Genomic DNA, 25,378 nt, shown 5'->3' on the forward strand with positions numbered 1-25,378 from the left:
CGTCCCCGATGCCCGGTGTGGGGCACCGCCCGTAGCGTCGTCGGCGATCACCGGTCGTTGACGCTTCGCCGAGGAGAACCCCCAACATGGACCAGACCCTGCACGACTTCGTGCTCAACCTGCTGACCGACGCGGACGCCCGGTCGGCGTTCGACCTCGACCCGGAGGGCGCGCTGCGGGCCGCCGGCCTCGGTGACATCACGGCCGCCGACGTCCAGGACGTGGTGCCGCTGGTGGTGGACTACGCCCCGGTGCAGGGACTCGCGCCGGTCGCCCCGGTCACCGGGCAGCTCGGCCTCGACCCGCTGGTCGGCGACGCCACCGACGCGATCAGCCAGTTGCAGCACGTGGCGCAGCAGATCAGCGTCGGCAGCTCCCACTCCGGGGTGGACGTCAAGGCCGGGGTGCTGGGCACGATCGCTGTCGACCCGTCGACGGTGACCGCCGGGGCGAGTGTCTTCCCGGGGGTGGGCCTCGGCGTGACCCCCACCGGGGTGGGCGTGGACCTGTCCGGCGTGCACGACGTGGCCGACACTCTCGACGCGGGCGTCGTGGCCCCGATCGACCGCACCACGGAGCCGGCGCTCGGTGACGTCACCGGTGCGGTGGGTGACCCCGTGTCCGCGGTGAACGGCACCAGTTCCGGGCTGCTCGACACCACCTCGGGTCTGCTTCCGGGCACCACCAGTCAGGTCGGCGATCTGGTCGGTTCGCTCGGCGTCGGCGACACCCTGGGCGGGCTGGGCCTCACCGGTGACACCGGCGGCGTGGTGCCCCCGCTGGACCTCCCGTCCACTGTGGGTGGTGTGACCGGGCAGGTCGACGGCTTGTTGGGCGGTGTCACCGGCACCGTCACCGGCGGCACGAAGGGGCTGTTGGACGGCGGGGTCAGTGGTTCGGTGAGCGGGGACACGGCGACCCACGGCGAGGCCTCCGCCTCGACCGGCGGGGTGCTGGGCCTCACCGACGGTCTGCTCTGACACCCGCCGGCGGGCGGGGTCGGTACTGCCCGGTACCGACCCCGCCCGCCTCTTCGCTCTTGATAATTGAGCCGAAATCAGCACACTTGGTGCGGTGATGGCGGGAATCTGGCTCGACGCGCTCGACGACATCGCCCGCACGTGCCAGGAACACGGTCGGGGTGACCTGCTTCAGGCGGTCCGCCTCAAGCGCGCCCACCTGCTCGATCCGACGTTGACCGTGCTGGTCGTCGGTGAGCCCAATCAGGGCAAGAGCCAACTGGTCAACGCGATCGTCAACGCGCCGGTCTGCCCGGTCGGTGACGGGACCACCACCGTCCTGCCGACGGTGCTGCGGCACGCCGAGGTCGCCTCGGCGACTGTGGTGCAGACGCCGTTGCCAGGGCCGGGAACGCCGCCCGCCGCCGACCCACCGGCCGTGCAGCGAACGCCGGTGCCGACCGACCAGATCGCCGCCGGAGTGGGCGGCAGCACCGGTCGGCTGCCCGGCGGCGGCCCGGCGTACATCGAGATCGCTCTGCCCCGGGCGCTGCTCGGCGCCGGTGTGGTGCTTGTCGACATGCCAGGCGGTGGTGACGTCGCCACCGTCGGCGCGGGCACCCCGGTCGCTGCCCTGACCCGCGCGGACACGGTGCTGCTGGTCACCGATTCCACCCGGGACCTGTCGGTGAACGAGCTGAACATGCTGCTGCACCTGACCCGGTCGCACTCCAATGTGGCGGTGGTGCAGACCAAGACGGACCTGGTGCCGGACTGGCGGGCCGTGGCCGACCGCAACCGGCGGCACCTGGCTGACGCCGGGGTTCCGGCGCCGCTGATCCCGGTGTCCGCCGCGCTACGCCTGCACGCCGCCGCAACCGACGACCACACGCTCAACGCGGAGTCCGGCTTCCCGGCACTTATCGCCCTGCTGCGGCGACACCTGGCCGCCAAGCCTGACACCCTGGCCCGGGCCGCGGTGGTGCTGACCGCGCGGACCGTTGTGGAACAGCTCGCCGCGCCCCTGCGGGCGGAACTGACCGACCACCGCTCGGCGGAGGAGTCCGCTCCGATGGCCCGGCTGCACGCGGCGCAACGGGAGGTCGACGAGCTGCGTCGGTGCGCCACCCGATGGCAGAACACGCTCACCGACGAGATGGCCGACCTGATCTCCGACATCGAGCACGACCTGCGCGACCGCACCCGGCAGATCCTGCGGATGGTCGACGAGGCATTCGAGACCGCGGACCCACTGGTGGCCTGGGACGCCGTCGCGCAGTGGCTGGAGCAGAGCCTGGTCGAAGCGGCCGAGGCGAACCGTCAGTGGCTGGTCCAACGGTGCGACTGGATCGCCCGGCGGGTGGCAGCGTCGTTCGCCAGGTACGGCCACGGCTCGCTGCCGCCCTGGCCGCTCACCGCGTCGGTCGGGTACGGCGCCCCGATCCCTGAGCTGGAGCGCCCCAACGTCGACCGGTTCACCGTCGGCCAGAAGGTCTTCACCGGCATGAAGGGCTCCTACGGCGGACTGCTGATGTTCGGTCTGGCGTTGACCCTGGCCGGCATGCCGATGATCAACCCGATCTCGATCGGCGCCGGCGCCCTCTTCGGCGGCAAGAGCATCCGCGACGAGGGCAAGCAGCTGCTGCGCCGCCGGCAGGCCACGGTCAAGGCGGCGGTACAGCGGCACGTCGACGACTTTTTCATCCAGGTCAGCAAGGACAGCCGGGACGCGGCCCGTCGGGCGCAACGTGTGCTGCGTGACCACTTCGCCGCGCTCACCGACGAGTTGCAGACCGCCATCATCGAGTCGCTGCGCAGCGCCAAGGAGGCGGCCGACACCGACGCGGCGGCACGGGAGCGACGTCAGCGTGAGATCCAGCAGCGGATGATCCGGCTGGCCGAGCTCTACGAGCAGGCGCAGCAGGTCACTGCCGCCCGCCCGGCGCCGCTGGCGCCGCTGGCATGACCGGCGGGCGGCTGGACGCGCAGGTCCGGGACCTGTTGCACCGGGCCCTGCACGGCTATCGCGACAATCCCCGGGCCACCGAGCTCCTGCGGCACCAGTTGGCCCGCTACGACCAGCCGTTGCGGGTCGCCGTCGTCGGCGGCTGGCGCAGCGGAAAGTCGACCCTGCTCAACGCCCTGATGGGCGAGGAGGTGGCCCCGGTCGACGGGAGCGCCTTCGCCTGGTACGAGGACGGCCCGCAGCCGGACGCCACCGGATACTCCACGAGCCATCCGCCGCAGCGGCTGGCGGTGGTGCGCTCCGGCACCGGGATGCGCGTCGATCTCACCGGTTGGCGGGCCGGGGAACTGCGCGACATCGTGGTGCGGTGGCCGGCGCGCTCGCTGCGGCAGGTCACCCTGCTGGACACACCGGCGGTCGGCGTAGCCGACGAGCAGGCGACGGATCCGGTGCTGGACCGGGTGCTGCGGGAATCCGACGCCTTGCTGTACCTGACCCGCGACGCCCGCGGCGCCGACCTGCGGATCCTGGGGGCGACCCGGGAGGGCGTCGTCGGGCAGGCCGCACCGGTGCACACGATCATGGTGTTGTCCCGGGTGGACGAGTCCGGTGGCGGACGCGTCGACGCGCTACTCGGCGCTCGTCAGCTCGCCCGGCGGGCGCTGCGGAACCCGCAGGTGGACGCGCTGTGCGCGACGGTCGTGCCGTGCAGCGGGCTGCTCGGCCTGGCTGGCCGGGTGCTCGGCGAGACCGAGTTCGCCGCGCTGGCGGCGCTGGCCCGGGTGCCGCGCGCCGAGCTTGAGCCGTACCTCCTCTCCGCCGAGCGGTTCGCCCGTGGTGAGCCGCCCGCCGGGCTGACCGCGGCCACCCGCGGCGCGCTGCTGGAACGCCTCGGTGTGGTCGGGATCCGGCTGGCGACCACCCTCGTCCGCACCGGTTGCGACAACCGGGTGGCCCTGGCCGCCGAGCTGGTCCGCCGCAGCGGCCTCGGTGAGCTGCGCGAGTCCCTCAACCGCCTCTTCGTCGACCGTCGGCAGGTACTCAAGGCGCGTTCGGCGCTGACAGCGGTGGAGGCGGTGCTGCGGGACGAACCGGGTCCGGCCACCGCCGACCTGCTCGCCGCGCTGGAGCAGCTGCTCGCCGGTGCGCACGAGTTCGCCGAGTCACGGCTGCTGGCCGCGCTGCGCGACGGCCGGCTCGGCTTCGACGCCGAGTTGGCGGCCGAGGCACGGCGGCTGGTCGGCGGGGACGGCGACGAGCCCGCCGCCCGGCTCGGCATCGCGCCCGACGCGACACTCGCCTGGCTCTGGGAGACCGCCGCCGAGGCGCGCTGGCGGTGGCGGGAGCGCGCCGACGATCCCGCACTGGCGTTGCCGCAGCGGCGCGGCGCGCAGGTTGTGGCCCGCAGCTGCGAGGGCCTGCTCGCCGACCTGGCCACAGCCCACGCTCGCTGAGGCGGGTCAGGCGAGCCGGGCGGGCCCGTGCAGGCCCACCAGGCCGGGCACGGCGGCGCGGCCGAGTTCGCCTCCGGTGACCGGATCCTGCCAGGACAACGCTGCGCGGTGGCCCAGATAGAGGCGGCTGCCGTCCGGGCTGAGCACCAGACCGGTGACCGGGTCACCGGCCGCCCGCTCGGCGGTGACGGTGAGACCGGCCAGCTCCACGGCCCGCACGGCGGTGCCGGCGCCGAGGAACAGCCGATCGGTGGAGGCCGCCGCGTACGCCGGAGCACCGGCGGTGGGGAGGGTGGCCGTGCGGCGTACGGTCAGCTCCTCGGTGGAGATCTCCGCGACGGCGCCGGAGCCGACGTCGGCGACGTAGAGCCGGCCGCCGTCCGGGGTGATCGCCATGGTGTGGCCGTCGGCGCCGCCCTCCCCGAACGGGTGCGGCAGGTCCACGCAGTACGCCCACCGCTGTTCGAGATGCAGCGTGTGCACGAAGGCGTGCACGTCGCGGCCCGGCCGGCCGCTGATCCGGTCCCGGGTGTGCTGGTGATCGGGCTGGTGGGTGTAGAGCGTGTAGAGCACCATGCGGTTCGGAGCCAGCACCGCCTGCCGACCGTCGCCGCGCATCTCCTCCTCCGCACCCTCCGGAACCGGTGTCTTGGCGCGGGTGAGCAGCGGCCCGGCGACCCCGGTGGCGAGATCGACCAGGCGGACCCGGTAGCGGTCCGGCGCGGCCGGCGGCAGCCACTCCAGGACGAACAGCCCGGCGAGGTCGTGGGTGAACGCCTCCGGCACGAGGTTGCCCGGCAGTCGCAGCCGTTGCCGCACGCCACCGGCGTCGGCGATCAGCACGAGCGTCTCGTCGCGCCCGGCGGGACGGTCCCCGGTGGCGCTCAGGTGTTCGGTGGTCAGCGCCAGCCGGGTGCCGTCGGTGGAGACGGTCTGCGGGACCCACCGGCCCGGCAGCCGCACCCGTTCGGAGGTGCTGCCCCGGCCGGCGTCGACGCGCCACAGGGTCGTGTCGGCACCGTCCGGAGCGGCGGCGTACACCAGCCGCCCGTCGGCGGTGGCCACTCCGGCGCCGATCGTCTGCCGGTCGGTGCCACGTAGCACGGTCAGGTCGCCGTCAACCGCGACGAGCAGCGGGTCCGGCAGCGGGTCGGCGGCGGCCGGGGCGGCGGTGGGATCGCAGCCGGTCAGGGCGGCGGCGCCGGCACCGGCCAGGGCGGTCAGCAGGGTACGCCGCGAGATCGTCGTGTTCGCCATCATGACCCGGTGACACCGTCGGGCCCTCCCGGGTTCCCATCTCGGCGCAGTGGAACCCGCCCGGCTCGGGCGGTGTCAGTAGGGGTGATCCCACCGGAGGTTGCACTGGACGACGAGCAGTTCGTCACCCGCTCGCAGGCAGGTGACCTGGAGGCGTACGAGTCCCTGGTCGCCCGGCACACCGCGGCCGCGTACCGGACCGCGGTGCTGCTCGGCGCGGGTTCCGATGCCGAGGACGTCATCCAGGAGGCGTTCGTGAAGGGGTACCGCAAGCTCGACCGCTACCGCGGCGAGTCGTCGTTCCGCTCCTGGCTGCTGGCCATCGTGGCCAACGAGACGCGCAACCTGCACCGTACCCGGGAGCGGCGCAACGGCCTGGTGCTGCGCGCGGCGCGGGTGGAGCAGAGCTCGGAGATCGTCGAGGACGACGCGGTCGGCGCGGTCCTCGCCGGGGAGCGCCGGGCCGCGCTGGTGCGGGCCCTTCGGTCGCTTCCGTCCCGGGACCGGGAGGTGATCGTCTGCCGGTACCTGCTGGACCTCAGCGAGGAGGAGACGGTCACCATGCTGGGCTGGCCCCGGGGCACTGTGAAGTCGCGCACCTCGCGGGCGCTTGTGAAACTGCGTGGCCTGCTCGCGGTCGAGGAGGTCAGCCGTGGATGACCTCGAGCGGGAGCTACGCGACCTCTCCGCGTGGTTGGCGATCCCCGAGCCGCCGCAGGTCACGGCCCAGGTCCGAGCCAGGCTGGCCGCCGCGCCGGGCGACCGACGCGTCGTGCGCCGACGTCGCTGGCGGTACGCGCTGGCGGCGGCGCTGGCCGCGCTGCTGCTGGCGGTGCTGCCGCCGGGGCGGGCCGCGCTCGCCGACGCGATGGCGGGCCTGCTGCGCTTCGCCGGCGTCACGATCAGCACCTCCCCGGTCCGGACACCGCCGACAGGCGTTCCGTCGCCGCCGCCGGCGCAGCGATCCGCAGCCCTCGACGAGGCACAGCGGTCGGTGCGCTTCCCGATCCGGATTCCGGCGGCGTTGGGCCCGCCCGAGCAGACCCTGCTGGCCGACCCGGACGGTACCGGCAGGTACCGGGTGGTGACCCTGCTGTACCGGGCCGGCACCCTGCGTCTGGACACCTTCGAGGGCCGGCTCGACCCGGTCTTCTTCAAGCAGGCCGGCGGGTCGGGCGCGCAGTGGACGCAGGTTGGTGCGGCCCAGGCGATCTGGATCGCCGGCCCGCACCCGGTCTCCTACGTGGACCGTGACGGAGTCGTGCGTCAGGAGAGCGCCCGCCTCGCCGCGGCGACCCTGATCTGGGAGCACGCCGAGGTCACCTATCGCCTGGAGGGCGAGCTGACCATGGCCGAGGCGGTCACCATCGCCGCCACCCTGGAGTGACGGCGTCACGTCTCGGCAGGTGCCCCGCGTCCTTTCCGTCCATGCGGCGTCGATCGGGCGTTTCGGCGCTGCTTCCGGCGACGGTGAACCTTCCTTCGAATAGCCGTTGTAAGCGTGATCAATCTGCAACATTCGACGTCCATCCCGGCTCACCCCGCGTTTCCGGGGTGCCCGGCGTGTCCACGGAGCGGGACGGGTCGTCCCGCCCCGGCTCGCCTGGCCGGCGCGGTGACTTCTACCGGGAGTTTTCCGGGATTGCGGGGTGACCCGTCGGCACACCGAACCCCCGCGAGCCTGCTCCGAGCCCGCCTACCGGACGATTCGGGCGAGAATGCGTCCGGATCATTGTTAGCGCAAACACCTTGTTACGCAGAGCCACCTGAGGCGGGCCCGTCGCCCGCCCCCGATAAGCCCGGATTGCCGGACGGGTCGCCACCACCGGTCCTGGGCCTTGGAAGTTTCGGAAACGTGTCTTGTTTTTTTCGGATAAGTCTGCGACCGTTTGGCCGTCGGTGGCCTGGGTCACTCCGAGGTTGATCGCGAGTCACCGCGAGTCGAGCCCCGGACCAGCGCCTGTCGACCGGAGACAACCCCTTCGGAGTCCCTCGATGCGCGTTCTGGTCGGCGGCTCCGTCGGCGGGGGAGTTTCACGTGGGCAGACTTGGCAGAGAGGAAAATTGATGAGGGCGAGAAAACTACTGGCTGTGTCGGTAGCCCTGGCGACGGGCGTCCTGGCGACGGCGGCCTGCGGCGGTGGTGGTGATTCAGAGGGTCGCAACAGCGACGGCTCGGTCACGATGAGCTTCTGGCACAACGCCAGCACCGGCCCGGGCAAGGCCTTCTGGGAGAAGACCGTCGCCGACTTCGAGGCTGCCAACCAGAACGTGAAGATCGAGATTCAGTCGATCCAGAACGAGGACCTGGACGGCAAGCTCCAGACCGCGCTCAACTCCGGCGACGCCCCCGACGTGTTCATGCAGCGCGGCGGCGGCAAGATGGCCGCGATGGTCAAGGCCGGCCAGCTGATGGACCTCACGGACTCGATCACCGATGACACCAAGAAGGTGATCTCGGAGGGGTCGTTCACCGCGCAGACGATCGAGGGCAAGGTCTACGCCATGCCGGTGGCGGTCCTGCCCGGTGGCTTCTTCTACAGCAAGGACCTCTTCGCCAAGGCGGGCATCGCCCAGCCGCCGGCCACGCTCGCCGAGCTTCAGGACGCCGTGACGAAGCTGAAGGCGGCGAACGTCCAGCCGATCGCGCTCGGCGCCAAGGACGCCTGGCCGGCCGCCTTCTACTACTACTTCTTCGCGTTGCGCGAGTGCAGCTCGGAGACCATCACCCAGGCCGGCCAGACGATGAACTTCGACGACCCCTGCTGGCTCAAGGCCGGTCAGGACGTGCAGAACTTCGCCTCGTCCGAGCCGTTCAACAACGGCTTCCTGACCACGTCGGCGCAGCAGGGCGCCGGTAGCTCGGCCGGTCTGCTCGCCAACAAGAAGGCGGCGATGGAGCTGATGGGCGCCTGGAACCCCGGCGTCATCGCCTCCCTGACCCCGGACCAGAAGCCGCTGCCCGACCTGGACTGGTTTCCCTTCCCCAGCATCGAGGGCGGTGCCGGTCAGCCCGGCGCGATTCTCGGAGGCGTCGACGGCTACTCCTGCTCGGCCCAGGCTCCCAAGGCCGAGTGCAGCGCATTCCTGAACTACATCGCGAAGACCGACGTGCAGAAGGCCTACTACGAGGCGTTCAACGCGCCGCCGGTGAACAGCGAGGCGCAGGCCGCGGTCACCGAGCCGCACCTGCAGTCCATCCTCAACGCCTACAACCAGGCGCCGTTCGTCTCGCAGTGGCTCGACACGGTCTACGGGCAGAACGTCGGCAACGCGCTGAACACCGCAGTGGTGAACATGCTGGCTGGCAAGGGAGACCCGCAGGGCATCGTGGACGCGGTCAAGACCGCCGCCAAGAGGGCGCAGTAGTCCAAACGCCATGTCTGAAACGCAACACGAAAGCGTACGGCTCGCGCCGGACCCGTCACCGGGTCTGACGACGGCCGGGGGTGACACGCCTGCCGTGTCGCCCCCGGCCGGGCGCCGCCGACGCAAGGGCATCGGCTGGCCAGCCCGGCTGGAAATCGCGCTGATGACGGGGCCGACACTCATCGTGTTCCTGTCGTTCGTCATCCTTCCCGTGGCCATGGCCGCCTACTACGGCTTCTTCAGCTGGCAGGGTTACGGGCCGGCTGAGGACTTCATCGGCTTCCGCAACTACCTGCTCATCTTCGAAGACAGCACCTTCATCGACGCCCTGCGGCACAACGGCATCATCGTGGTGCTGTCGTTGCTGCTCCAGGGGCCGGCGGCCATCCTGCTCGCGCTGCTGCTGAACCGGCAGATGTGGGGGCAGACCCTCATCCGGGTGCTGGTCTTCATCCCGTACGTGATCGCCGAGGTGGTTGTCGGCACCGGCTGGAGCCTGATGCTGCACGGGGAGGGCGTCGTCAACGCCGTCCTCGAGAAGGTCGGGCTGGGCTTCCTACAGAACGACTGGCTGTCCGATCCGAGGATCGCGATCTGGACGCTGATGGGGATCCTCACCTGGAAGTACATCGGCTTCGCCGTCATCCTCTTCCTCGCCGGGCTACAGGGCATCCCGGAGGAGCTGACGGAGGCCGCAGCGATCGACGGCGCGTCGTACTGGCAGATCCAGCGACGCATCACGCTGCCGCTGCTCGGGCCGACGATCCGCATCTGGGCCTTCCTGTCGATGATCGGCGCCCTGCAACTGTTCGACCTGGTCTACATCATCTGGGGCCAGTACGTGGCGGCGACGGCCGGGACGTCGACGATGGCCACCTACATGGTGGCCAACGGGCGGAACGCGGGAGAGTACGGATACGGCAACGCGGTCGCCGTGGTCCTGTTCTTCGTCTCGCTCTTCGCGGCCCTGCTGTACCAGCGGTTCATCCTGCGCCGGGACACCGAGGGCGCGATCACCGGAGGGAGACGCTGATGGCCGTGACCGCCGTAGCTGGGCGCAGGGCACCGCGCAGGTCATCCCGGTCCCGGAAGCCGATGAGCTGGACCGACCCGTCGGTGTACTTCGTCGCGCTGCTGCTCATCGCGACGATGCTGGCCCCGGTCGTCTACATCATCCTGGGCGGCTTCCGCACCAACGCGGAAATCACCACCGACCCCGCCGGACTGCCCAGCACCTGGCAGACCCAGAACTACCTCGATGTGCTGACCGGAAGCACCTTCTGGCAGCAGGTCCTCAACTCCACGATCGTGGCCATGGCCACCACGGCGGGGGTGGTGACCCTCGGCCTGATGACCAGCTTCATCATCGCGCGCTACCGATTCTGGGGGCGCGGGGCGATGTACGCGCTGTTCGCCGCCGGTCTGATGTTCCCGCTGACCGTGGCGATCACCCCGCTGTACATCCTGGTCAAGAACCTCGGGCTGATGAACACGCTGCCGGGGGTGATCCTGCCGCAGATCGGGTTCGGCATCCCGCTGACCATCATCATCCTGGTGCCGTTCGTACGGGCGATCCCCGATGAGATCCAGGAGGCCGCGTCGATCGACGGTTGCAGCCGACTGGGCTTCTTCTGGCGGATGGTGCTCCCGCTGGCCATGCCGGGCGTCATCACCGTGGCGATCCTCACCTTCATCCAGAGCTGGAACGGGTACCTGCTGCCGTTGTTCATCCTGAACCGCGAGGAGACCTTCACGCTGCCCCTCGGCGTGCAGGCCTTCGCCTCGGAGTACTCGGTCGACACGGCAAAGGTCCTGGCGTTCACCTCGCTGTCGATGATCCCGGCACTCGTCTTCTTCAGCCTGTTCCAACGCCGGATCGTCGGCGGGCTGACCGGAGCCGTGAAGGGCTGATCCTCAGCGGTTGCGGCGGCAGTTCCTCGACGCGTCCGGCCGCCTCGGTCCGACTCAGGTCGGGCCGAGGCAAGCCCGGGCGCGTCGGTGCGTCGGGCGGCAGCGCCGGACAGCGTGGCGGGTGCTACACCCGGCCCTGCAGGATCTTGCCCATCCGCAGTGCGACGTCCTTGCGCCGGTCCGACTCGCCGATGTTGGCCTTGATGCCGCAGAAGTCACCGCTGCGGCACGGAAACCACAGCTCGCCGTGGATATCGTCGTAGACGGCACCATCGGCGGATCCGCTCACCGGCTCGCCGATCTCGGCCACCGCCTCGTACTCGTCCTTGGACAGCACTGACGCGTGGATCGCCTCCCCACCGGAGTTCGCCGTCCACACGCAACCGCCGAGCATGAAATCATGCTGGCCACCGTCGTGCGCCCCGATCTCGTCCGCGACCTCGTCCGTGGTGAGCCGTTCACACTCGTCGCCCTTCGGCTCGGTCAGGGAGCCGGCCGCATCGTCCGCGGTCCCCGCCGCACCCGGCCTGTCCCCCGGCGTCGAAGAACCCGGACCGGCATCACTTCCGCACGCCACGAGCATGGCGAGCGCCCCACCGACGAGCGCGGCCCGTGCCAGCCTTTTGAGGATCTCCATAGGTCATCCCTCCGCCGCGGCACCGCTTGCCGCCGATGACCCACTCCAACACGACCAGCCGAAACTTGAATCGGTAGATTCCCCCGGCTTTGCCCAAGGTGGTCCCATGGCCCCGTTGCTGCCGCTGGGCTGGTCACACGCTGGCGAGCAGCGCGTCGAGGGGTCCGGGCACGGTGTCCCGGGCGACGGCGGCCTCGACGAGCAGGCGGGCGTAGCGCTGGTTTCGACGCGAACTGCTACGCAGGAACCGCCACAGTTGCGCGTCGGGATTCCGGCCACGCCAGGCGGGCTGGCTCTGGAACCCACGGAACTGTCGCAGGTCGCCCTGGGCGTCGAAGAGCGCCTCGACGCCCACGCTGCCGACGGCCCGGATCAGTTCGTCCTCCAGGTCGTCGACGCAGACCTGGAACCCGAGCTGCGCCATCTCGGCGCGGGTGCCGGGCGTACCCACGCCCGCCTCCGTCAGCCCGCGCCGGAAGATCTCCTCTTCGCGCAGGTCGCAGAGGCCGGCGAGCCGCAGCCCGGTGCCCGGCGGGCCCAGCCGGGTCAGGAAACGGCCGATCGCGTGGGCCCCGCCGATCGGGACGATGACGATCCGCTCGGCGGCGAGATCGCGGCCACGGCCGGCCGCCAGCGTCTCCAGGGCGATCTGGTCGCTGATCCCCTCGACCAGCACCGCCGCCAGAGCGGACTCGGCCCGGGCCAGTGCGCGAGCGGTGGCCTGCATCGAGGCGGCGTTGCCACCCAACGGCCCGTCCAGACCGATCCGGGCCGGCTCGCGACGCGAGGTGACATCCAACGCTGGGCCTTCCCGTCCGGTCGGCGGAGCCCCGAAACGAGCGACAAAAACCAAAGGCAGGGAGATCCACCTCCCTGCCACTTCTAACGTATAGCGCACCGGGGGGCTTGTGGCAAGACCCCGGTTCTGCCGCAGAATCGTCGGCCGGACGCGGCACCGACGAAGGAGTGGGGGGCACACCGTGCGGGAGCCGTCGACGGACGAGACAACCCGGCAGTACGTGTTGGACCTGTCCGACATCGATGAGACACAGGTCCCGGAGGTGGGCGGTAAGGGCGCGCACCTGGGGGCGGTGGCCCGGATCGACGGCATCCGGGTACCTGCCGGTTTCTGCGTGACGACTGCCGCGTTCCGGCGGATGGTGGCCGAGGTGCCGTCGATCGACGATCGACTCGATCGCCTCGCCCGGCTGGACCCGGACGATCGGGACAGCCTACGGCTGCTCAGCGCGGAGATCCGGCACGCCGTCGAAGGGCTTCCCGTGCCGGATGATCTGGCGGCGGCGATCACCTGCGCCGTCGACGAACTCGACGGGCAGGCCGCGTACGCGATCCGGTCCAGCGCGACCGCCGAGGACCTGCCGACCGCCTCCTTCGCTGGTCAGCACGACACGTACCTCAACGTGATGGGTCCGACCGCCGTCGTCGAGCACGTCCGTCGGTGCTGGGCGTCGCTGTTCAGCGAGCGGGCCGTGACCTACCGCCAGCGCAACGGCGTCGAGCACCGTGCGGTCGAGATGGCCGTCGTCGTGCAACGGATGGTCTTCCCGGACGCGGCCGGCATCCTGTTCACGGCCGACCCGGTCACCGGCAACCGGAAGGTCTCCTCCGTCGATGCCAGCTTCGGCCTCGGGGAGGCCCTGGTCTCCGGTCTGGTGAACCCGGACGTGTTCACGGTGCGCGACGGCGAGATCGTCGGGCGGGCGATCGCCACCAAGCAGCGGGCCGTCCACGCCCTGCCGGCCGGGGGTACCCGGGAACAGGCGATCGACCCGCAGCGGCGGGAGCAGCCGGCCTTGACGGACACCCAGGTCGTGCGACTCGTGCAGCTCGGACGGCGGATCGAGGCACACTTCGGTTGCCCCCAGGACATCGAATGGTGCCTGGTCGGCGACGCCTTCCAGATCGTGCAGAGCCGGCCGGTCACGACGCTGTTCCCCGTCCCGACTGTCGACGATGCGGAGAACCACGTCTACGTCTCGGTCGGCCACCAGCAGATGATGACCGACGCCATGAAGCCGCTGGGGCTGTCGATGTGGCAGCTGACGGCGATCGCGCCGATGCAGGAGGCCGGCGGGAGGCTGTTCGTCGACGTCACCCAGCGGCTGGCCTCCCCCGCGAGCCGCGCCGCCCTCCTGGAGATCATGGGCAAGGGCGATCCGCTGGTCCGGGACGCACTGGAGACAGTTCTCGACCGCGCCGACTTCATCCCCACGCGTCCGGACGCGGGAGCCGGCCGGGCCCCCGCCGGCGGGGCGGCGGCCGGCGAGGCGGCGGCCAGCGGCGCGGCGGCCAGCGGCGCGGCGGCCAGCGGCGCGGCGGCCAGCGGCGCGGCGGCCAGCCCAACTGCCACTCCGATCGAGACGGACCCGGACATCGTCGTCGGGCTGGTCGAGCGCAGCCAGGCCTCCGTCGCGGCCCTGCGCCGCGACATCCGGACAAAGACCGGTGTGGCCCTGTTCGACTTCCTGGCCAGCGCCTTCGACGAGCACAAACGAGTCCTCAGTGAACCGCTGAGCATGCAGGCGATCATGGCGGGGATGGAGGCCACCTGGTGGCTCAACGACAGGTTGTGGGAGTGGCTGGGCGAGAAGAACGCGGCCGACACGCTCACCCTGTCCGCCCCCGGCAACGTGACGTCGGAGATGGGGTTGGCGCTGCTCGACGTCGCCGACGTGATCCGCCCCCGTCCGGAGGTGGTGGCCTTCCTGCACGACGTCGAGGACGAGAGCTTCCTGGACGAGTTGCCGAAGCTCCCCGGCGGCGCCGAGGCACGCCACGCCATCGAGGAGTACCTCGACCGGTACGGCATGCGCTGCGTCGGCGAGATCGACATCACCAGGCCACGATGGCGCGAGCAGCCCACCACGCTGCTGCCGATCCTCCTCGAACACGTCAGGAACGCCGAGCCGGGTGCCGCTCAGCGGCGTTTCGAGCAGGGACGGCAGGCGGCGGAGGAGAAGGCGCGGGAAGTGCTGTCCCGACTGCGGGCCCTGCCGGACGGGGAGCGCAAGGCAACCGAGACCAGGCGGATGATCGACCGGGTCCGCACCTTCGCCGGCTACCGGGAGTACCCGAAGTACGACATCATCAGCCGCTACTTCGTCTACAAGCAGGCCCTGCTGGCCGAGGCCGAGCGCCTGGTGACGGCACGGGTGATCCGGGAAAGGGAGGACGTCTTCTTCCTCACCTTCGGCGAGTTCCACGCTGTCGTCCGCACCAACCAGGTCGACGACGAGCTCATCCGTCGGCGCCGGGAGGCGTTCCGCTCCTACCAGGCGCTCCGCACGCCCCGGGTGCTCACCTCGGACGGTGAGGCCGTCGCCGGGGCGTACCGACGCGACGACGTGCCGGCCGGCGCCCTGGTCGGGCTGCCGGTCTCTACCGGCACCGTGGAGGGACGTGCCCGGGTCATCCTGGATCTGGCCCGGGCCGATCTCGAACCGGGCGACATCCTCGTCACCACCCACACCGACCCCAGCTGGACGCCGCTCTTCGTCGCCGTCGCCGGCCTGGTGACAGAGGTCGGCGGGCTGATGACACACGGGGCGGTGATCGCCCGGGAGTACGGCCTGCCGGCCGTCGTCGGGGTGGCAGACGCGACCCGGCTGATCCCCGACGGGCAGTGGATCCGGGTGCACGCCACCGACGGGTACGTGGAGATCCTGCCCCGATAGACGCGCCGGCGGCGAGATGGCAGGCTCACCTGGTGGTCAAGTTCCCGGACGTGGCGGCGGACGAACGCAGCACCCTGGAGCAGTTCCTTGACTTCCATCGCCAGTGCGTCCTGGACACGTTGGACGGACTCAGTCACGTCGACGCGGCTGCCACGCTGCTGCCGGCGACGGAGCTGACAATCGGCGGCATCGTCAAGCACCTGGCACGGGTGGAGGACTTCTGGTTCCAGGAGAAGCTCCTCGGAGTCCCCCCGCCCGAACCCTGGGCTTCGGCGCCGCTGGACGTCGACCCGGACTGGGACTTCCACTCCGCCGGCCAGGATTCTCCCGCCGACCTGCATGAGTTGTACGCGGCCGCGTGCCGGCGGAGTCGACGCGCAGCCGCCGGTTGTTCGAATCTCAGCGATCGCGCCGCCCGACCGTCGTTCGGCGGCGGGCCGGTGAGTCTGCGGTGGATCTTCGTACACATGATTGAGGAAACCGCCCAGCACCGCGGACACCTGGATCTTCTTCGAGACGCCCTGGCCCGGCGGGCCGCTGCGCCGGTCGCCGCACAGCTACCAGCTCAGGCCGAGCGCCTGGGCGGTGAAGAGGGCGGCGAGCCAACCCCATCCGATGATGACGACGGCGCGCTGGATCAGGCCGAGGCGCGGTGACACGTCCTCCCACGCCCTGCTGAACCAGCCTAATCCGACGAACAGGGCGACGGCCACACCGGCCGAGACGATCCGCCACGTTGTCCCGGGCAGCGTGAAGATCCCGATCGCCGCGGCGAGGGGCAGGGACAGGAAGACGACGGCGCCAGCGAGGTCGTGGAGTCGGTGCTGGGCGCTGTGCTCCTCGGGTGTCCCGGCCGGAGCGCCCGGCGGATATCCGAGCATCGGGTCCATCCGGAACACCCCGGAGGCGACGAGGCTGAGCCCGAACACGGCCAGCAGCGCACCGAGCAGAATGCCCGGCCCGTCGAGGACCGTCCCGACCGCCCCCACCGTGATCGCGGAGCCGGAGACGATGAAGTTCGTCGTCTGGATCCAGCCTCGTCGCCCGAGCGCCAGGGCGCTGATCGGGTGGCGTGCCGGCGCGTAGCCCGGTCGGCTCCAGCCGTCGATGAGGAACACCAGCACGAACAGCACGGCACCTACGGTGCCCGCCCAGAAGGCCACGTGACATTCTCCTGCCGTCTGCCGGGCTCTCCGGCGGTCTCAGTACATCGCGTCAGCCGCCGGCCCGGGCAGTGCCGATCGTCATGAGGTCGCGCAGTGCGAAACGGAGGTGCTCCCACTCCTCGTGCAGGATCACGTGAAGGCAGCGCAGAACCGACACCTCGGTCTCGGCTGACCACGGGTTCCGCCGAGGCTCGGCAAGCAATTCCGGGGTGACGGTGGCGAGGAACTCGCGGACCATGGCCTGCCGCTCAACCCGCAGTTCGAGTACCTCGGCCAGCCCCGGCTGCCCGGTGGCGAAGATCGAGGTGTCGAAGCCGTCCGTGGCGTACTCGACGTGCGGCTGCCCGAGCGGATGGAAGGGCTGCGGCAGGCGCAGGACCGCCTTGCCGAGCCAGGCGTCGGCGGCGAACGCGAGGTGCCGCAGCGTCTGCGCGAAGGACCACTCGCCGCCGACCGAGGCGTCGACGGCACCGGCTGGCATCGCGGTCGCACGCTCCACCGCCGTCGCCCAGGCCTGTTCGAGCGCCGCCCACGCCGCCCGCAGTCCTTCCGGATCCCCGGCCTGCCTCAGCTCCCGACCCGGGAACCGCCGGTTGAGCTCGGTCTCGATCAACGGCACGACGTCGATCCCGTTGACCAGCAGCGACCCCTCCGCCAACCAGGGTGCGTCGATATCGAGCCCTCGCACCTCGACACCGCGCATCACCGCCCCGGCCAACGTCGACCTGATGAACCGTGCCCCCTGTAGGTCCCGGTCGACGAATTCCACCACCTGCTTCTGGACCACCCGGATCCCTCCCGTCATGAATCGCGGCGACAGTAACGCCCGGGTGCGACGTCGCCGCCCGGTCGCTGGTACGCGGAGGCGACGCGCCTTGCCCGTCGACGGACAAGTCCCATAGCCTTGATTCGCAGACGTCGATGGACTACCACCGTGGCGTCGCGCCGGTGCCGGCTGCCCGCGTTTGCGCTGTCCGCACCGCCGGGTGCCACCAACGACGGGGAGTCATTGATGCGACGGCGCACGACATGGACGATCCGGCTGGCCACCGCCCTGGTCGCGGCGGGAAGCCTGGTGGCCTCGACAGCCGTGGGCGGCACCGCGCACCGGCCCACCACCCCGCCCACCGCCGTGGTCGACTGGAACGCCGAGCGACAGATGGTCGACGGCTTCGGTGGGGCCTTCGCGTTCCACAAGGCGGGTGGGATCCAGCGGCTCGGTGAGCCGCTCACCTCGCAGATGCTTGACATGATCTTCGACGACGAGGCCGGGATCGGTCTGGACATCGTGCGGGTCATGGTGGGCGACGGCGGGGTCTGGGGCGACCAGCTCTACGACGGCCCGACGCAGACGATCGAGCCGGAGCCGGGCACCTTCGTGTGGGACCGGCCCGACTGGGCGCAGCGCAAGGCCGACTTCGACGCGCACCAGATCTGGTTGATGCGGCAGGCGCAGGCGCGCGGCGTCGAGACGATCCTCGCCAGCGTGTGGAGCCCACCGGCGTGGATGAAACAGAACAACAGCGTGACCTCGTCCGGCTCCTCCGGAGCGCCGAACAAGCTGCGACCCGACATGTACCAGGCGTTCGCCGACTACCTCGCGGAGTACGTGCTCGGCTACGAACGCGAGTTCGGGATCAGGATCACGCACCTCTCCCCGACGAACGAACCCGACATCTCCACCGGGTACTCCAGTTGCCAGTGGACCGCCGAGGAACTGCGCGTCCTGGTCCGCGACCACCTCGGTCCGACGTTCGAGCGACGGGGGGTGACCGCGAAGATCGTGCTCGGCGAGGGCGTCGGCTTCCACGAGGGGTACGCACTGCCCACGATCACCGACCCGGAGGCGAACCGGTACGTCGACGTCGTCGCCGCGCACGGCTACGCCGGACTTGTCGACGACGCCACCCGGGCCGCGCCCACCGCGTTCACCACCTCACACGCGCTGGGCAAGACCATCTGGCAGACGGAGTACATGAACCAGGGCGCACCGCGCGACAGGTTGTTCGTCAACAACACGATGAGCGACGGTCTGCGCTACGCGACCCTCATCGGCAACCTGTTCGACGAGACCCGGCTGGGCGCGTACTTCTGGTGGTGGCCGGTGGCGAACAACGGCGCGGACGGCTCGGACCTGATCCGCCTGGTCAACACCGGCACCCCGCAGAGCGGCAACCCGACCGAGAACGGCCAGTACCGCATCTTCAAGCGGTACTACACGTTCGGCCAGTACAGCCGCTTCCTCGACCCGGGTGACGTGATGATCGGCGCCACCAGCGCCCCGTCGCCCGGGGTGACTGTCACCGCGTACAAGGACGAGGCGACGCACGACTTCACCATCGTCGTGGTCAACAACAACCCGGACGACGTCCCGCTCACCGTCGATCTCACCGGCGGCTTCCCGCTGCCGCCGGAAACCAGGCAGGACTGCAAGAAGGGCGGGTGGGCCAGCTTCGTCAACCCGACCTTCCGGAACCAGGGCGAGTGCGTCTCCCATGTCGCGGCCGGCAAGGGTCCACGTCCGTCGGTGGTGCCGTACCGCACGTCGGGCAACGAGAACATGAAGAAGCTGGCCGACATCCACACCCACGGCGGGTCCTTCAGCACGAACCTGCGTGGCCACAGCGTGACGACCTTCGTACCGAAGTGGTCCGAGCTGCCCGCGCTGCCCGACCGCAAGGACGTGTTCTCCACCTACCTGGCCGAGAAGAACGACGGGCAGTCCCGCGGGCTGAGGGTCGTCACGGCGCCCGAGCACGGCAGGGTCGTCACGGGCGTACGCGATGGCAGCCACCTCCGCTGGGCGAACGTCAACTTCGCGGACGGCTCGGCGGCGGGTTTCGCCGACCAGAAGGGTCAACTGCGGCTGCACGTCACCGTCGCCCCGAAGGCCGGCGGCGTGATCGAGGCACGGATCGGCAGCCCGGACGGACCGCTTGTCGGCTCGATGACCGTACCGCCGGGCACCGGCACCGACTGGGTGACCGCGACGACGGGGATCGACACCAGCCCGCAGGCCGCGAACGGCTTCCACGACCTCTACCTGGTGTTCACCGGCGGTGCCGGCACCCTCTTCACGGTGGACCGCGCCGAGTTCAGCGACTGACAGCCACCGACGGCCATTTACCACCCTCAGTAGAGTCGTTGACACGCCGACGCGTTCACTCACCGCGTTCCGGCTGATGCTGGTCAACCGTCTGAGCACCACGGGGAAGAGGTCGGGAATGGTCGACGCGGAGCAGCAACGCCGGAGCGCAGTGGCGGCGGTGCTGGCCAGAGCACTTCCTCGGACTGCCGCCGACGTTCCGTTGGCGATGGCCCGCGAGATCCTCGACGTGCTGCCCGACCTGCGGCTGCTCGACGATGCCCGAGCCGCCCAGGCCACCATGGAGCAGACGATCGAGCGAGTGCAGGCGGAGCTCGACCGCAGCCCCTGGCCGGTCGAGCTGCCGTCGTCGGGGACCGACCTCCGCGAGGCGTTGCTGGACGAGGCCCGGCTGCTGCGGCGGAACACCGCAACGAAGACCGGCCCCTACGCCATCGGATTCGCCGCCGGGCGGGACGCGTTCGTGCGGGCCCTGGAGGCGCGCGCCACCAGCGTCACCCCGCAGGCGCGTCCGGGCCTCGCTGGCAACAGTTCCGCACCTGCCGTGCCGGACGAACGCCCCAACAGCGTACGGCTCGCCGTCACGCTGCGCATCGCAGGGCTGCCCGACGATCCCGCTCTGCGAGAGCAGAATCGGCGAATCCTGGTCGGTAACGAGCTCGTTCGCTACGCCCACAACACCGGGGTGAACTCGACGGAGCTGGCGTCGGACATCGCCGATCTCGTCCTGGCGGCGCTGCCGGAGATCGACACCCTGCTGCCGGAGGCACTCGACGCCCTGCGGGCCCGCGAGGATGAGCTGCTGGCTCTCTGGCAGCGGCTTGCCGTGGAGCAGGCGAACTGCGGGCTCACCGAGCCTGAGATGCGCTGGCGTAACGCGCTGGCCCGGGAGTTGCGCCACCAGGCCGACACGGTGACGCTGAACTCCGGGATGACCGACAGCTTCACCGTCGGCTTCAATCTCGCCAGTCAGAGCCTGGCCCGCAAGCTACGCGCCCGAGCCGACGAGATCGCCGTCCTGCCCGTCCCGGTCGACCCGTGGGCGAGGTCGGAGCGCCAGGACGACCAGCCTGGTTCGTAGGGCAGGCCAGCCGCACCTGCCTGCCGACGGCCGACGCACGGGTGCCCCGGGTGCCGCCCGGCGCGGCACCCGGGGCGTCCCGGGCCCCGTCGGCCCGCTTATCCGCGCACCGCGACGATGTCGGCCGTCGCGGTGCGCCGCTGGTGGTGCCGGATCAGCTCGGCGTAGCGGTGGCCACTGGCCTTGACCGTCCGCTGTTGGGTGGCGTAGTCGACGTGCACCAGTCCGAACCGCTTGTCGTAGCCGTACGCCCATTCGAAGTTGTCCAACAGCGACCAGGCGAAGTAGCCGGCCAGCGGCGCGCCCCGGCCGACCGCCGCGGCGCAGGCGGCCAGGTGCCGTTCCAAATGGTCGGTGCGCTCGGTGTCGTCGACGGCGCCGTCGACGGTGACCGCGTCCGGCCAGGCCGAACCGCTCTCGGTGACCAGGATCCGGGCCGGCGCGTACTCCTGGCTCACCTCGACCAGGAGCCGTTCCAGGCCGTCGGGGTGCACCTCCCAGTCCATCGCGGTGTGTGCCGCGCCCGCCACCCGGACCTGCCGGGCGTACGGTGCCGGGCCGTCCGGGTCGTCGGCCGCCACCTGCCGGAAGTAGTAGTTGACGCCGAGGAAGTCGGCCGGCGCGGCGATCACGGCGAGGTCGTCGCCGCGTACCGGCGGCTCGACACCGTAGGTGGCGATCATGTCGGCCGGGTAGCCGCGTCCGTGCAGCGGGTCCAGCCACCAACGGTTGACGTGCCCGTCCATCCGGTGGGCGGCAGCCACGTCGGCGGGACGGTCGCTGGCCGCGTCGATCGGGCTGAGGTTGAGCACCGGGCCGATCGAGGCTGGCCGGTCGGCGTGGGCCCGGATCGCGGCGGTGGCCAGGCCGTGGCCGAGCAGCACGTGGTGGGCGGCGGACACGGCGCGGCTGAGCTCCTGCTCGCCGGGGGCCATCCGCCCTTCGAGGTGGCCGATCCAGGCCACGCAGAGCGGCTCGTTGACAGTGCACCAGTCGGTCACCCGGTCGCCGAGGCGGGCCGCGACCACTGCGGCGTAGTCGGCGAACGCCTCGGCGGTCTCCCGGCGCGGCCAGCCACCCCGGTCCTGCAACGCCTGCGGCAGATCCCAGTGGTAGAGGGTCGCGTACGGGCGGATGCCGGCGGTGAGCAGCGCATCCACCAGGCGGTCGTAGAAGTCCAGGCCGGCCGCGTTGACCCGGCCGACCCCGTCGGGCTGGACCCGGGGCCAGGCCACCGAGAAACGGTACGCACCGACGCCGAGGCCCTGCATCAGCGCCACGTCCTGCGGCCACCGGTGATAGTGGTCGCAGGCCACCTCCCCGGTGTCGCCGTTGTCGATGGCGCCCGGCCGGGTGCAGAAGGTGTCCCAGATGGAGGGCTTACGGCCGTCGGCGGTGACGGCGCCCTCGATCTGGTAGGCCGAGGTGGCGACACCCCAGAGGAAGTCGGGCGGCAGCGTGGACAGGTCCGGCACGGGTGGGTTCTCCTCGGTTCTGGTGGTGGACGGGCTCACTTGACCGCCCCGGCGGTGAGGCCGGCGACGAAGTAGCGCTGCAACGCCAGGAACCCGGCGACCACCGGCACGCTCACCACCAGGGAGGCGGCCATCACCTGGTTCCAGTAGACGTTGAACTGGGTCGAATAGCCCTGCAGGCCGACGGCGAGGGTCCGGCTGTCCTCGTTGGTCAGCACCGAGGCGAACAGCACCTCGCCCCAGGCGGTCATGAAGGCGTACACGGTCACCGCGACCACGCCGGGCACGGCGGCCGGCAGCACCACCTGGAACAGGGTGCGCAGCGGTCCGGCGCCGTCGACCTGGGCGGCCTCGTCCAGCCCACGCGGAATGGAGTCGAAGTAGCCGACCAGCATCCAGATCGAGAACGGCAGCGAGAAGGTGAGGTAGGTGATGATGAGGCCGGTGCGGCTGGCGTAGAGCGCGATGCCTGTGGCGTTGCCCAGGTTGACGTAGATCAGGAACAGCGGCAGCAGGAACAGGATGCCGGGGAACATCTGCGTCGACAGCACGGTCACCGAGAAGACCTGCCGGCCCCGGAACCGGTAACGGCTGACCGCGTACGCGGCGAAGATGGCCACGCTGACCGAGAAGATGGCGGCGACGCTGGCCACCAGCAGGCTGTTGAGCAGGTAGCGGCCGAGCGGCACGGTCGACCACATGTCCACGAACGCCTGCAGGGTGGGACGTCGGGGCCACCAGGTGAAGGCACCCTGCACGTCCTGCAACGGTTTGAGCGCCGAGCTGACCATCACGTAGAGCGGGACGAGGACGAAGCCGGCGAGCAGGGTCAGCACGATCCGGCGGGACCAGCGTTCGGCGGCGGTCTCACGCATCGTTTCTCCGTCGGTTGGTCAGTAGCAGGTATCCGGCGGTGACCAGGAGCAGGAACAGCAGCAGCACCACCGACATGGCCGAGCCGGTGCCGAAGTCCCAGGTCTGGAAGGAGCTGCGGTAGATGTGCAGCGAAATGAGGTCGGCCTCGGCCGGGGCGGAGCCACCGAAGAGGACGTACGGGGTGTTGAAGTCGTTGAAGGTCCAGAGGAAGAGCACGAGCAGCAGGACGAGGTTCACCGGGCGCAGCATCGGCAGGGTCACCGAGCGCAGCCGTCGCCAGAAACCGGCACCGTCCATCGCGGCGGCCTCGTACAGCTCGTCCGGGACGTTCTGCAGGCCGGCCATCACGCAGAGGAAGGCGAACGGCCAGGTCCGCCAGATGGAGACGATCAGCAGGGCCACGAAGCTGTTGTCACCGATCAGCCAGAACGGCGGCTCGTCGACCAGGCGCAGCTGGTCGACCAGGACGTGGTTGACCAGGCCGGTGTCGCGCTGAAAGAGGAAGGTCCAAGTGATCACGGCGGTGTAGACCGGCAGCGCGTACGGGGTGAGGAAGAGCGCCCGCAGCACGGCCCGGCCCCGGAACGGTCGTTGCAGCAGCACGGCGGCGGTGGTGCCGAGCATCCAGGACAGGCCGACCGACAGCACCGTGTAGACGACTGTGACCCGGAACGAGCGCAGCAGCTCGGCCCCGGCGGCGGAGTTGACGTCGAACACCACCCGGTAGTTGTCCAGCCCGACGAACGGTGCTCCGGACCAGTCGCGGATGTGGAACTGGGTCAGTTCCAGCAGGCTCATCCAGGCACCCACGAGCATCGGGATGACGTGGATCGCCAGCTCCAGCACGACGGCCGGGGCGAGCAGCAGGTACGGCAGCAGTGACCGGCGGGGCCGGCGGGCGGCGGATCGGGCCGGCCGGGCGGTGCCGGCGACGCGGTCGGCGGCGGGTGGCGAGGTGGTGGTTGCCATCGTGGTCCCTTCGCGGGCTGGCCGTGGGAGGGTCGGCGGCACCTCCCACGGCCAGCGGTCCGTGGTCAGCGCATCTGCTGCTGGGCCCGGGTCAGCTTCTCCCTGACGCTGTCCTCGGTGACCGGCCTGCCGCTGGCCGCGTCGGCGAAGAGCTCCTTGATGGCGGTGCCGACGAGCGTCTCGAAGGTGCTCTCCTCGGGCACCTGCGGCAGTGGCGCCGCGGTGGTGGCCAGGGTCTGCGCGAGGACCTTCTGCTCGTCGGCGGCGAAGGCGGGGTCGGCCGCGACGGTGCCGACCGCCGGTAGTGAGCCGTACGTCTTGTTCAGCGTCACCTGCTCGGTGTCGCTGGTCATGAACTTGACGAACTCCAGCGCCCCGTCGAGGTTCTTGGTGTGCTTGAACACCGCGATGTTGATCCCGGCGACCATGCTGTTGACCCGCTTGCCGCCGGCCGGCGCGGTGGCCGGGAACGGCACCGGGGCGACCCCGTAGGCGTCGGCCGCCATGTTCTGTGACTTGAGGTTCGCGCCGGCGGCCTGCCAGAGCAGCATGGCGGCCTTGCCGTTGGCGAAGTCGGAGACGGACTGGTTCTGGGCGTACTCGGCGTTGCTCGGGTTGACGATCTTGTCGACCGCCATCAGGTCGATGTAGCGCTTGACGGCGGCGACATTCTGCGGTGTGTCGAAGGTCGGCCTGCCGGCGGCGTCGAACCAGTCCCCGCCGTACTGCTGGCCGAAGGTGAAGGCGTGGTGGGCGTTCTCCGACGGGTTGGCCCCCTCCACGGCGAGACCCCACTTGCCGTCGCCGGTGAGCTTCCTGCCGACCTCGGCCACCTGCTCCCAGGTGGTGGGTGGGGCGGTGATGCCGGCGTCGGCGAAGGACTGCTTGTTGTAGTAGAGCGCGTAGGCGAGGCTGTAGAGCGGCACGGCGGCCGGCGGCTTGTCGGGCGCTCCGGCGGCGGCGAGCGCGGCGGGGACGAAGCGGTCCTTGCCACCGACCTTGTCGAGGGTGGCGTCGTCGAACTCGACAAGGGCGCCGGTGGCCTGGAGCGAGGCCGACCAGGTGTTGCCGATGTTCACCACGTCGGGGCCCTGCCCGGTGGTGGCGGCGGCCAGCAGTCGGTTGAGCAGGTCGGACCAGGGAACGACCTCGACGTTGACCTTGATGCCGGTCTGCTGTTCGAACTTGTCCAGCTCGGGCTGGAGGATCTCCTTGTCGGCCTCCAGACTGGCACCCTGGTTGCTGGCCCAGTAGGTGAGGGTCTTGCCGCCGTCGCCCGGCTCGTCGCCGGAGCCGCAGGCGGTGAGCGACGCGGCGGCCAGGACGGTCGCGGTGAGTATCGCGAGGTGTCGTCTCGACACGGTCTGCCCCTTCGGTCTCAGGGTGGTGGTGGGGAGAGTTACATCACGGCTTAATTAATGTCGTCATTAAAATGGTTCGGCGGAGGGTCGTCAAGC

Annotated in this window: 21 protein-coding genes; 12 read left to right on the forward strand and 9 right to left on the reverse strand. The window is 70.6% G+C overall.

Going from position 1 to position 25,378, the window contains the following annotated elements; translation table 11 throughout:
- Window positions 1-86 precede the first annotated feature (86 nt).
- The 3 genes from AB0I71_RS21170 to AB0I71_RS21180 all read left to right on the forward strand — a co-directional run bounded on the left by AB0I71_RS21170 (window position 87) and on the right by AB0I71_RS21180 (window position 4,379).
- A complete protein-coding gene (locus AB0I71_RS21170; protein ID WP_357587106.1) occupies window positions 87-980 on the forward strand; it encodes an IniB N-terminal domain-containing protein in 894 nt (297 codons plus the stop codon).
- 97 nt (window positions 981-1,077) lie between these two features.
- Window positions 1,078-2,925: a dynamin family protein gene (locus tag AB0I71_RS21175; protein ID WP_357587108.1), complete on the forward strand. Its 1,848-nt coding sequence runs from the start codon at window positions 1,078-1,080 to the stop codon at window positions 2,923-2,925.
- On the forward strand, window positions 2,922-4,379 hold the full coding sequence (locus AB0I71_RS21180; RefSeq protein ID WP_357587110.1) for a hypothetical protein: 1,458 nt from the start codon (window positions 2,922-2,924) through the stop codon (window positions 4,377-4,379). The genes AB0I71_RS21175 and AB0I71_RS21180 overlap by 4 nt, the downstream gene beginning before the upstream one ends.
- Window positions 4,380-4,385: 6 nt before the next feature.
- Here AB0I71_RS21180 and AB0I71_RS21185 read toward each other — a convergent pair whose 3' ends face one another.
- On the reverse strand, window positions 4,386-5,639 hold the full coding sequence (locus AB0I71_RS21185; protein ID WP_357587112.1) for a hypothetical protein: 1,254 nt from the start codon (window positions 5,637-5,639) through the stop codon (window positions 4,386-4,388).
- Window positions 5,640-5,708: 69 nt separating this feature from the next.
- Here AB0I71_RS21185 and AB0I71_RS21190 point away from each other — a divergent pair, with 69 nt between their 5' ends.
- The 5 genes from AB0I71_RS21190 to AB0I71_RS21210 all read left to right on the forward strand — a co-directional run bounded on the left by AB0I71_RS21190 (window position 5,709) and on the right by AB0I71_RS21210 (window position 10,916).
- Window positions 5,709-6,296, forward strand: a complete 588-nt coding sequence (locus tag AB0I71_RS21190) for an RNA polymerase sigma factor (RefSeq protein WP_357587114.1) — start codon at window positions 5,709-5,711, stop codon at window positions 6,294-6,296.
- The gene (locus AB0I71_RS21195) at window positions 6,289-7,023 is read left to right on the forward strand and encodes a hypothetical protein (protein WP_357587116.1); all 735 of its coding nucleotides are present in this window, start codon (window positions 6,289-6,291) and stop codon (window positions 7,021-7,023) included. Before AB0I71_RS21190 ends, AB0I71_RS21195 begins: the two co-directional genes overlap by 8 nt.
- Before the next feature lie 680 nt (window positions 7,024-7,703).
- Window positions 7,704-9,005: an extracellular solute-binding protein gene (locus AB0I71_RS21200; protein WP_357587118.1), complete on the forward strand. Its 1,302-nt coding sequence runs from the start codon at window positions 7,704-7,706 to the stop codon at window positions 9,003-9,005.
- Window positions 9,006-9,015: 10 nt separating this feature from the next.
- A complete protein-coding gene (locus AB0I71_RS21205; protein ID WP_357587120.1) occupies window positions 9,016-10,038 on the forward strand; it encodes a sugar ABC transporter permease in 1,023 nt (340 codons plus the stop codon).
- A gap of 62 nt (window positions 10,039-10,100) precedes the next feature.
- Window positions 10,101-10,916 (forward strand): carbohydrate ABC transporter permease, encoded by an 816-nt coding sequence (locus AB0I71_RS21210; RefSeq protein WP_357587122.1) that lies wholly within the window; start codon window positions 10,101-10,103, stop codon window positions 10,914-10,916.
- Between the two features lie 124 nt (window positions 10,917-11,040).
- On the opposite strand, the gene AB0I71_RS21215 is transcribed toward AB0I71_RS21210, so the two are convergent.
- Window positions 11,041-11,553, reverse strand: coding sequence for a hypothetical protein (locus tag AB0I71_RS21215; RefSeq protein WP_357587124.1), 513 nt, complete (start codon window positions 11,551-11,553; stop codon window positions 11,041-11,043).
- Between the two features lie 133 nt (window positions 11,554-11,686).
- Window positions 11,687-12,352: a TOPRIM nucleotidyl transferase/hydrolase domain-containing protein gene (locus tag AB0I71_RS21220; RefSeq protein WP_357587126.1), complete on the reverse strand. Its 666-nt coding sequence runs from the start codon at window positions 12,350-12,352 to the stop codon at window positions 11,687-11,689.
- A 181-nt stretch (window positions 12,353-12,533) separates the two neighbouring features.
- On the opposite strand from AB0I71_RS21220, the gene rph reads away from it, so the two are divergent.
- Both rph and AB0I71_RS21230 read left to right on the forward strand, forming a co-directional pair.
- Complete coding sequence (gene rph / locus AB0I71_RS21225; protein WP_357587128.1) at window positions 12,534-15,248, forward strand: rifamycin-inactivating phosphotransferase; 2,715 nt, start codon at window positions 12,534-12,536, stop codon at window positions 15,246-15,248.
- A gap of 32 nt (window positions 15,249-15,280) precedes the next feature.
- The gene (locus AB0I71_RS21230; protein WP_357587130.1) at window positions 15,281-15,904 is read left to right on the forward strand and encodes a DUF664 domain-containing protein; all 624 of its coding nucleotides are present in this window, start codon (window positions 15,281-15,283) and stop codon (window positions 15,902-15,904) included.
- On the opposite strand, the gene AB0I71_RS21235 is transcribed toward AB0I71_RS21230, so the two are convergent.
- On the reverse strand, window positions 15,806-16,411 hold the full coding sequence (locus AB0I71_RS21235) for a DUF998 domain-containing protein (protein ID WP_357587132.1): 606 nt from the start codon (window positions 16,409-16,411) through the stop codon (window positions 15,806-15,808). The two genes, AB0I71_RS21230 and AB0I71_RS21235, sit on opposite strands and share 99 nt — an antisense overlap.
- 52 nt (window positions 16,412-16,463) lie before the next feature.
- Window positions 16,464-17,219: a DinB family protein gene (locus tag AB0I71_RS21240; RefSeq protein ID WP_357587134.1), complete on the reverse strand. Its 756-nt coding sequence runs from the start codon at window positions 17,217-17,219 to the stop codon at window positions 16,464-16,466.
- A 207-nt stretch (window positions 17,220-17,426) separates the two neighbouring features.
- On the opposite strand from AB0I71_RS21240, the gene AB0I71_RS21245 reads away from it, so the two are divergent.
- Window positions 17,427-19,520: a glycoside hydrolase gene (locus AB0I71_RS21245; protein WP_357587136.1), complete on the forward strand. Its 2,094-nt coding sequence runs from the start codon at window positions 17,427-17,429 to the stop codon at window positions 19,518-19,520.
- A 118-nt stretch (window positions 19,521-19,638) separates the two neighbouring features.
- Complete coding sequence (locus AB0I71_RS21250; RefSeq protein ID WP_357587138.1) at window positions 19,639-20,601, forward strand: hypothetical protein; 963 nt, start codon at window positions 19,639-19,641, stop codon at window positions 20,599-20,601.
- Between the two features lie 98 nt (window positions 20,602-20,699).
- Here the strand turns inward: AB0I71_RS21250 and AB0I71_RS21255 are convergent, their stop codons facing one another.
- The 4 genes from AB0I71_RS21255 to AB0I71_RS21270 form a co-directional block, all read right to left on the reverse strand.
- Window positions 20,700-22,115 carry a GH1 family beta-glucosidase gene (locus tag AB0I71_RS21255; RefSeq protein WP_357587140.1) on the reverse strand — a complete coding sequence of 472 codons (1,416 nt, stop codon included), beginning with the start codon at window positions 22,113-22,115 and terminating at the stop codon, window positions 20,700-20,702.
- The gene (locus AB0I71_RS21260) at window positions 22,112-22,951 is read right to left on the reverse strand and encodes a carbohydrate ABC transporter permease (RefSeq protein ID WP_357587142.1); all 840 of its coding nucleotides are present in this window, start codon (window positions 22,949-22,951) and stop codon (window positions 22,112-22,114) included. The genes AB0I71_RS21255 and AB0I71_RS21260 overlap by 4 nt, the downstream gene beginning before the upstream one ends.
- Window positions 22,944-23,921, reverse strand: a complete 978-nt coding sequence (locus AB0I71_RS21265; protein WP_357587144.1) for a sugar ABC transporter permease — start codon at window positions 23,919-23,921, stop codon at window positions 22,944-22,946. The genes AB0I71_RS21260 and AB0I71_RS21265 overlap by 8 nt, the downstream gene beginning before the upstream one ends.
- 65 nt (window positions 23,922-23,986) lie before the next feature.
- A complete protein-coding gene (locus AB0I71_RS21270; protein WP_357587146.1) occupies window positions 23,987-25,282 on the reverse strand; it encodes a sugar ABC transporter substrate-binding protein in 1,296 nt (431 codons plus the stop codon).
- Window positions 25,283-25,378: the final 96 nt, after the last annotated feature.

The organism is Micromonospora sp. NPDC049891 (assembly GCF_040660295.1).
Classification (GTDB): domain Bacteria; phylum Actinomycetota; class Actinomycetes; order Mycobacteriales; family Micromonosporaceae; genus Micromonospora.

What these genes read in the sequence shown, in the direction of transcription:
- AB0I71_RS21250 (WP_357587138.1), top strand. Translation starts at nt 19,639, where the DNA reads ATGGTCGACGCGGAGCAGCAACGCCGGAGCGCAGTGGCGGCGGTGCTG.
- AB0I71_RS21205 (WP_357587120.1), top strand. Translation starts at nt 9,016, where the DNA reads ATGTCTGAAACGCAACACGAAAGCGTACGGCTCGCGCCGGACCCGTCA.
- AB0I71_RS21180 (WP_357587110.1), top strand. Translation starts at nt 2,922, where the DNA reads ATGACCGGCGGGCGGCTGGACGCGCAGGTCCGGGACCTGTTGCACCGG.
- AB0I71_RS21170 (WP_357587106.1), top strand. Translation starts at nt 87, where the DNA reads ATGGACCAGACCCTGCACGACTTCGTGCTCAACCTGCTGACCGACGCG.
- AB0I71_RS21185 (WP_357587112.1), bottom strand. Translation starts at nt 5,639, where the DNA reads ATGATGGCGAACACGACGATCTCGCGGCGTACCCTGCTGACCGCCCTG.
- AB0I71_RS21265 (WP_357587144.1), bottom strand. Translation starts at nt 23,921, where the DNA reads ATGGCAACCACCACCTCGCCACCCGCCGCCGACCGCGTCGCCGGCACC.
- AB0I71_RS21215 (WP_357587124.1), bottom strand. Translation starts at nt 11,553, where the DNA reads ATGGAGATCCTCAAAAGGCTGGCACGGGCCGCGCTCGTCGGTGGGGCG.
- AB0I71_RS21210 (WP_357587122.1), top strand. Translation starts at nt 10,101, where the DNA reads ATGAGCTGGACCGACCCGTCGGTGTACTTCGTCGCGCTGCTGCTCATC.
- AB0I71_RS21200 (WP_357587118.1), top strand. Translation starts at nt 7,704, where the DNA reads ATGAGGGCGAGAAAACTACTGGCTGTGTCGGTAGCCCTGGCGACGGGC.
- AB0I71_RS21175 (WP_357587108.1), top strand. Translation starts at nt 1,078, where the DNA reads ATGGCGGGAATCTGGCTCGACGCGCTCGACGACATCGCCCGCACGTGC.
- AB0I71_RS21245 (WP_357587136.1), top strand. Translation starts at nt 17,427, where the DNA reads ATGCGACGGCGCACGACATGGACGATCCGGCTGGCCACCGCCCTGGTC.
- AB0I71_RS21240 (WP_357587134.1), bottom strand. Translation starts at nt 17,219, where the DNA reads ATGACGGGAGGGATCCGGGTGGTCCAGAAGCAGGTGGTGGAATTCGTC.
- AB0I71_RS21260 (WP_357587142.1), bottom strand. Translation starts at nt 22,951, where the DNA reads ATGCGTGAGACCGCCGCCGAACGCTGGTCCCGCCGGATCGTGCTGACC.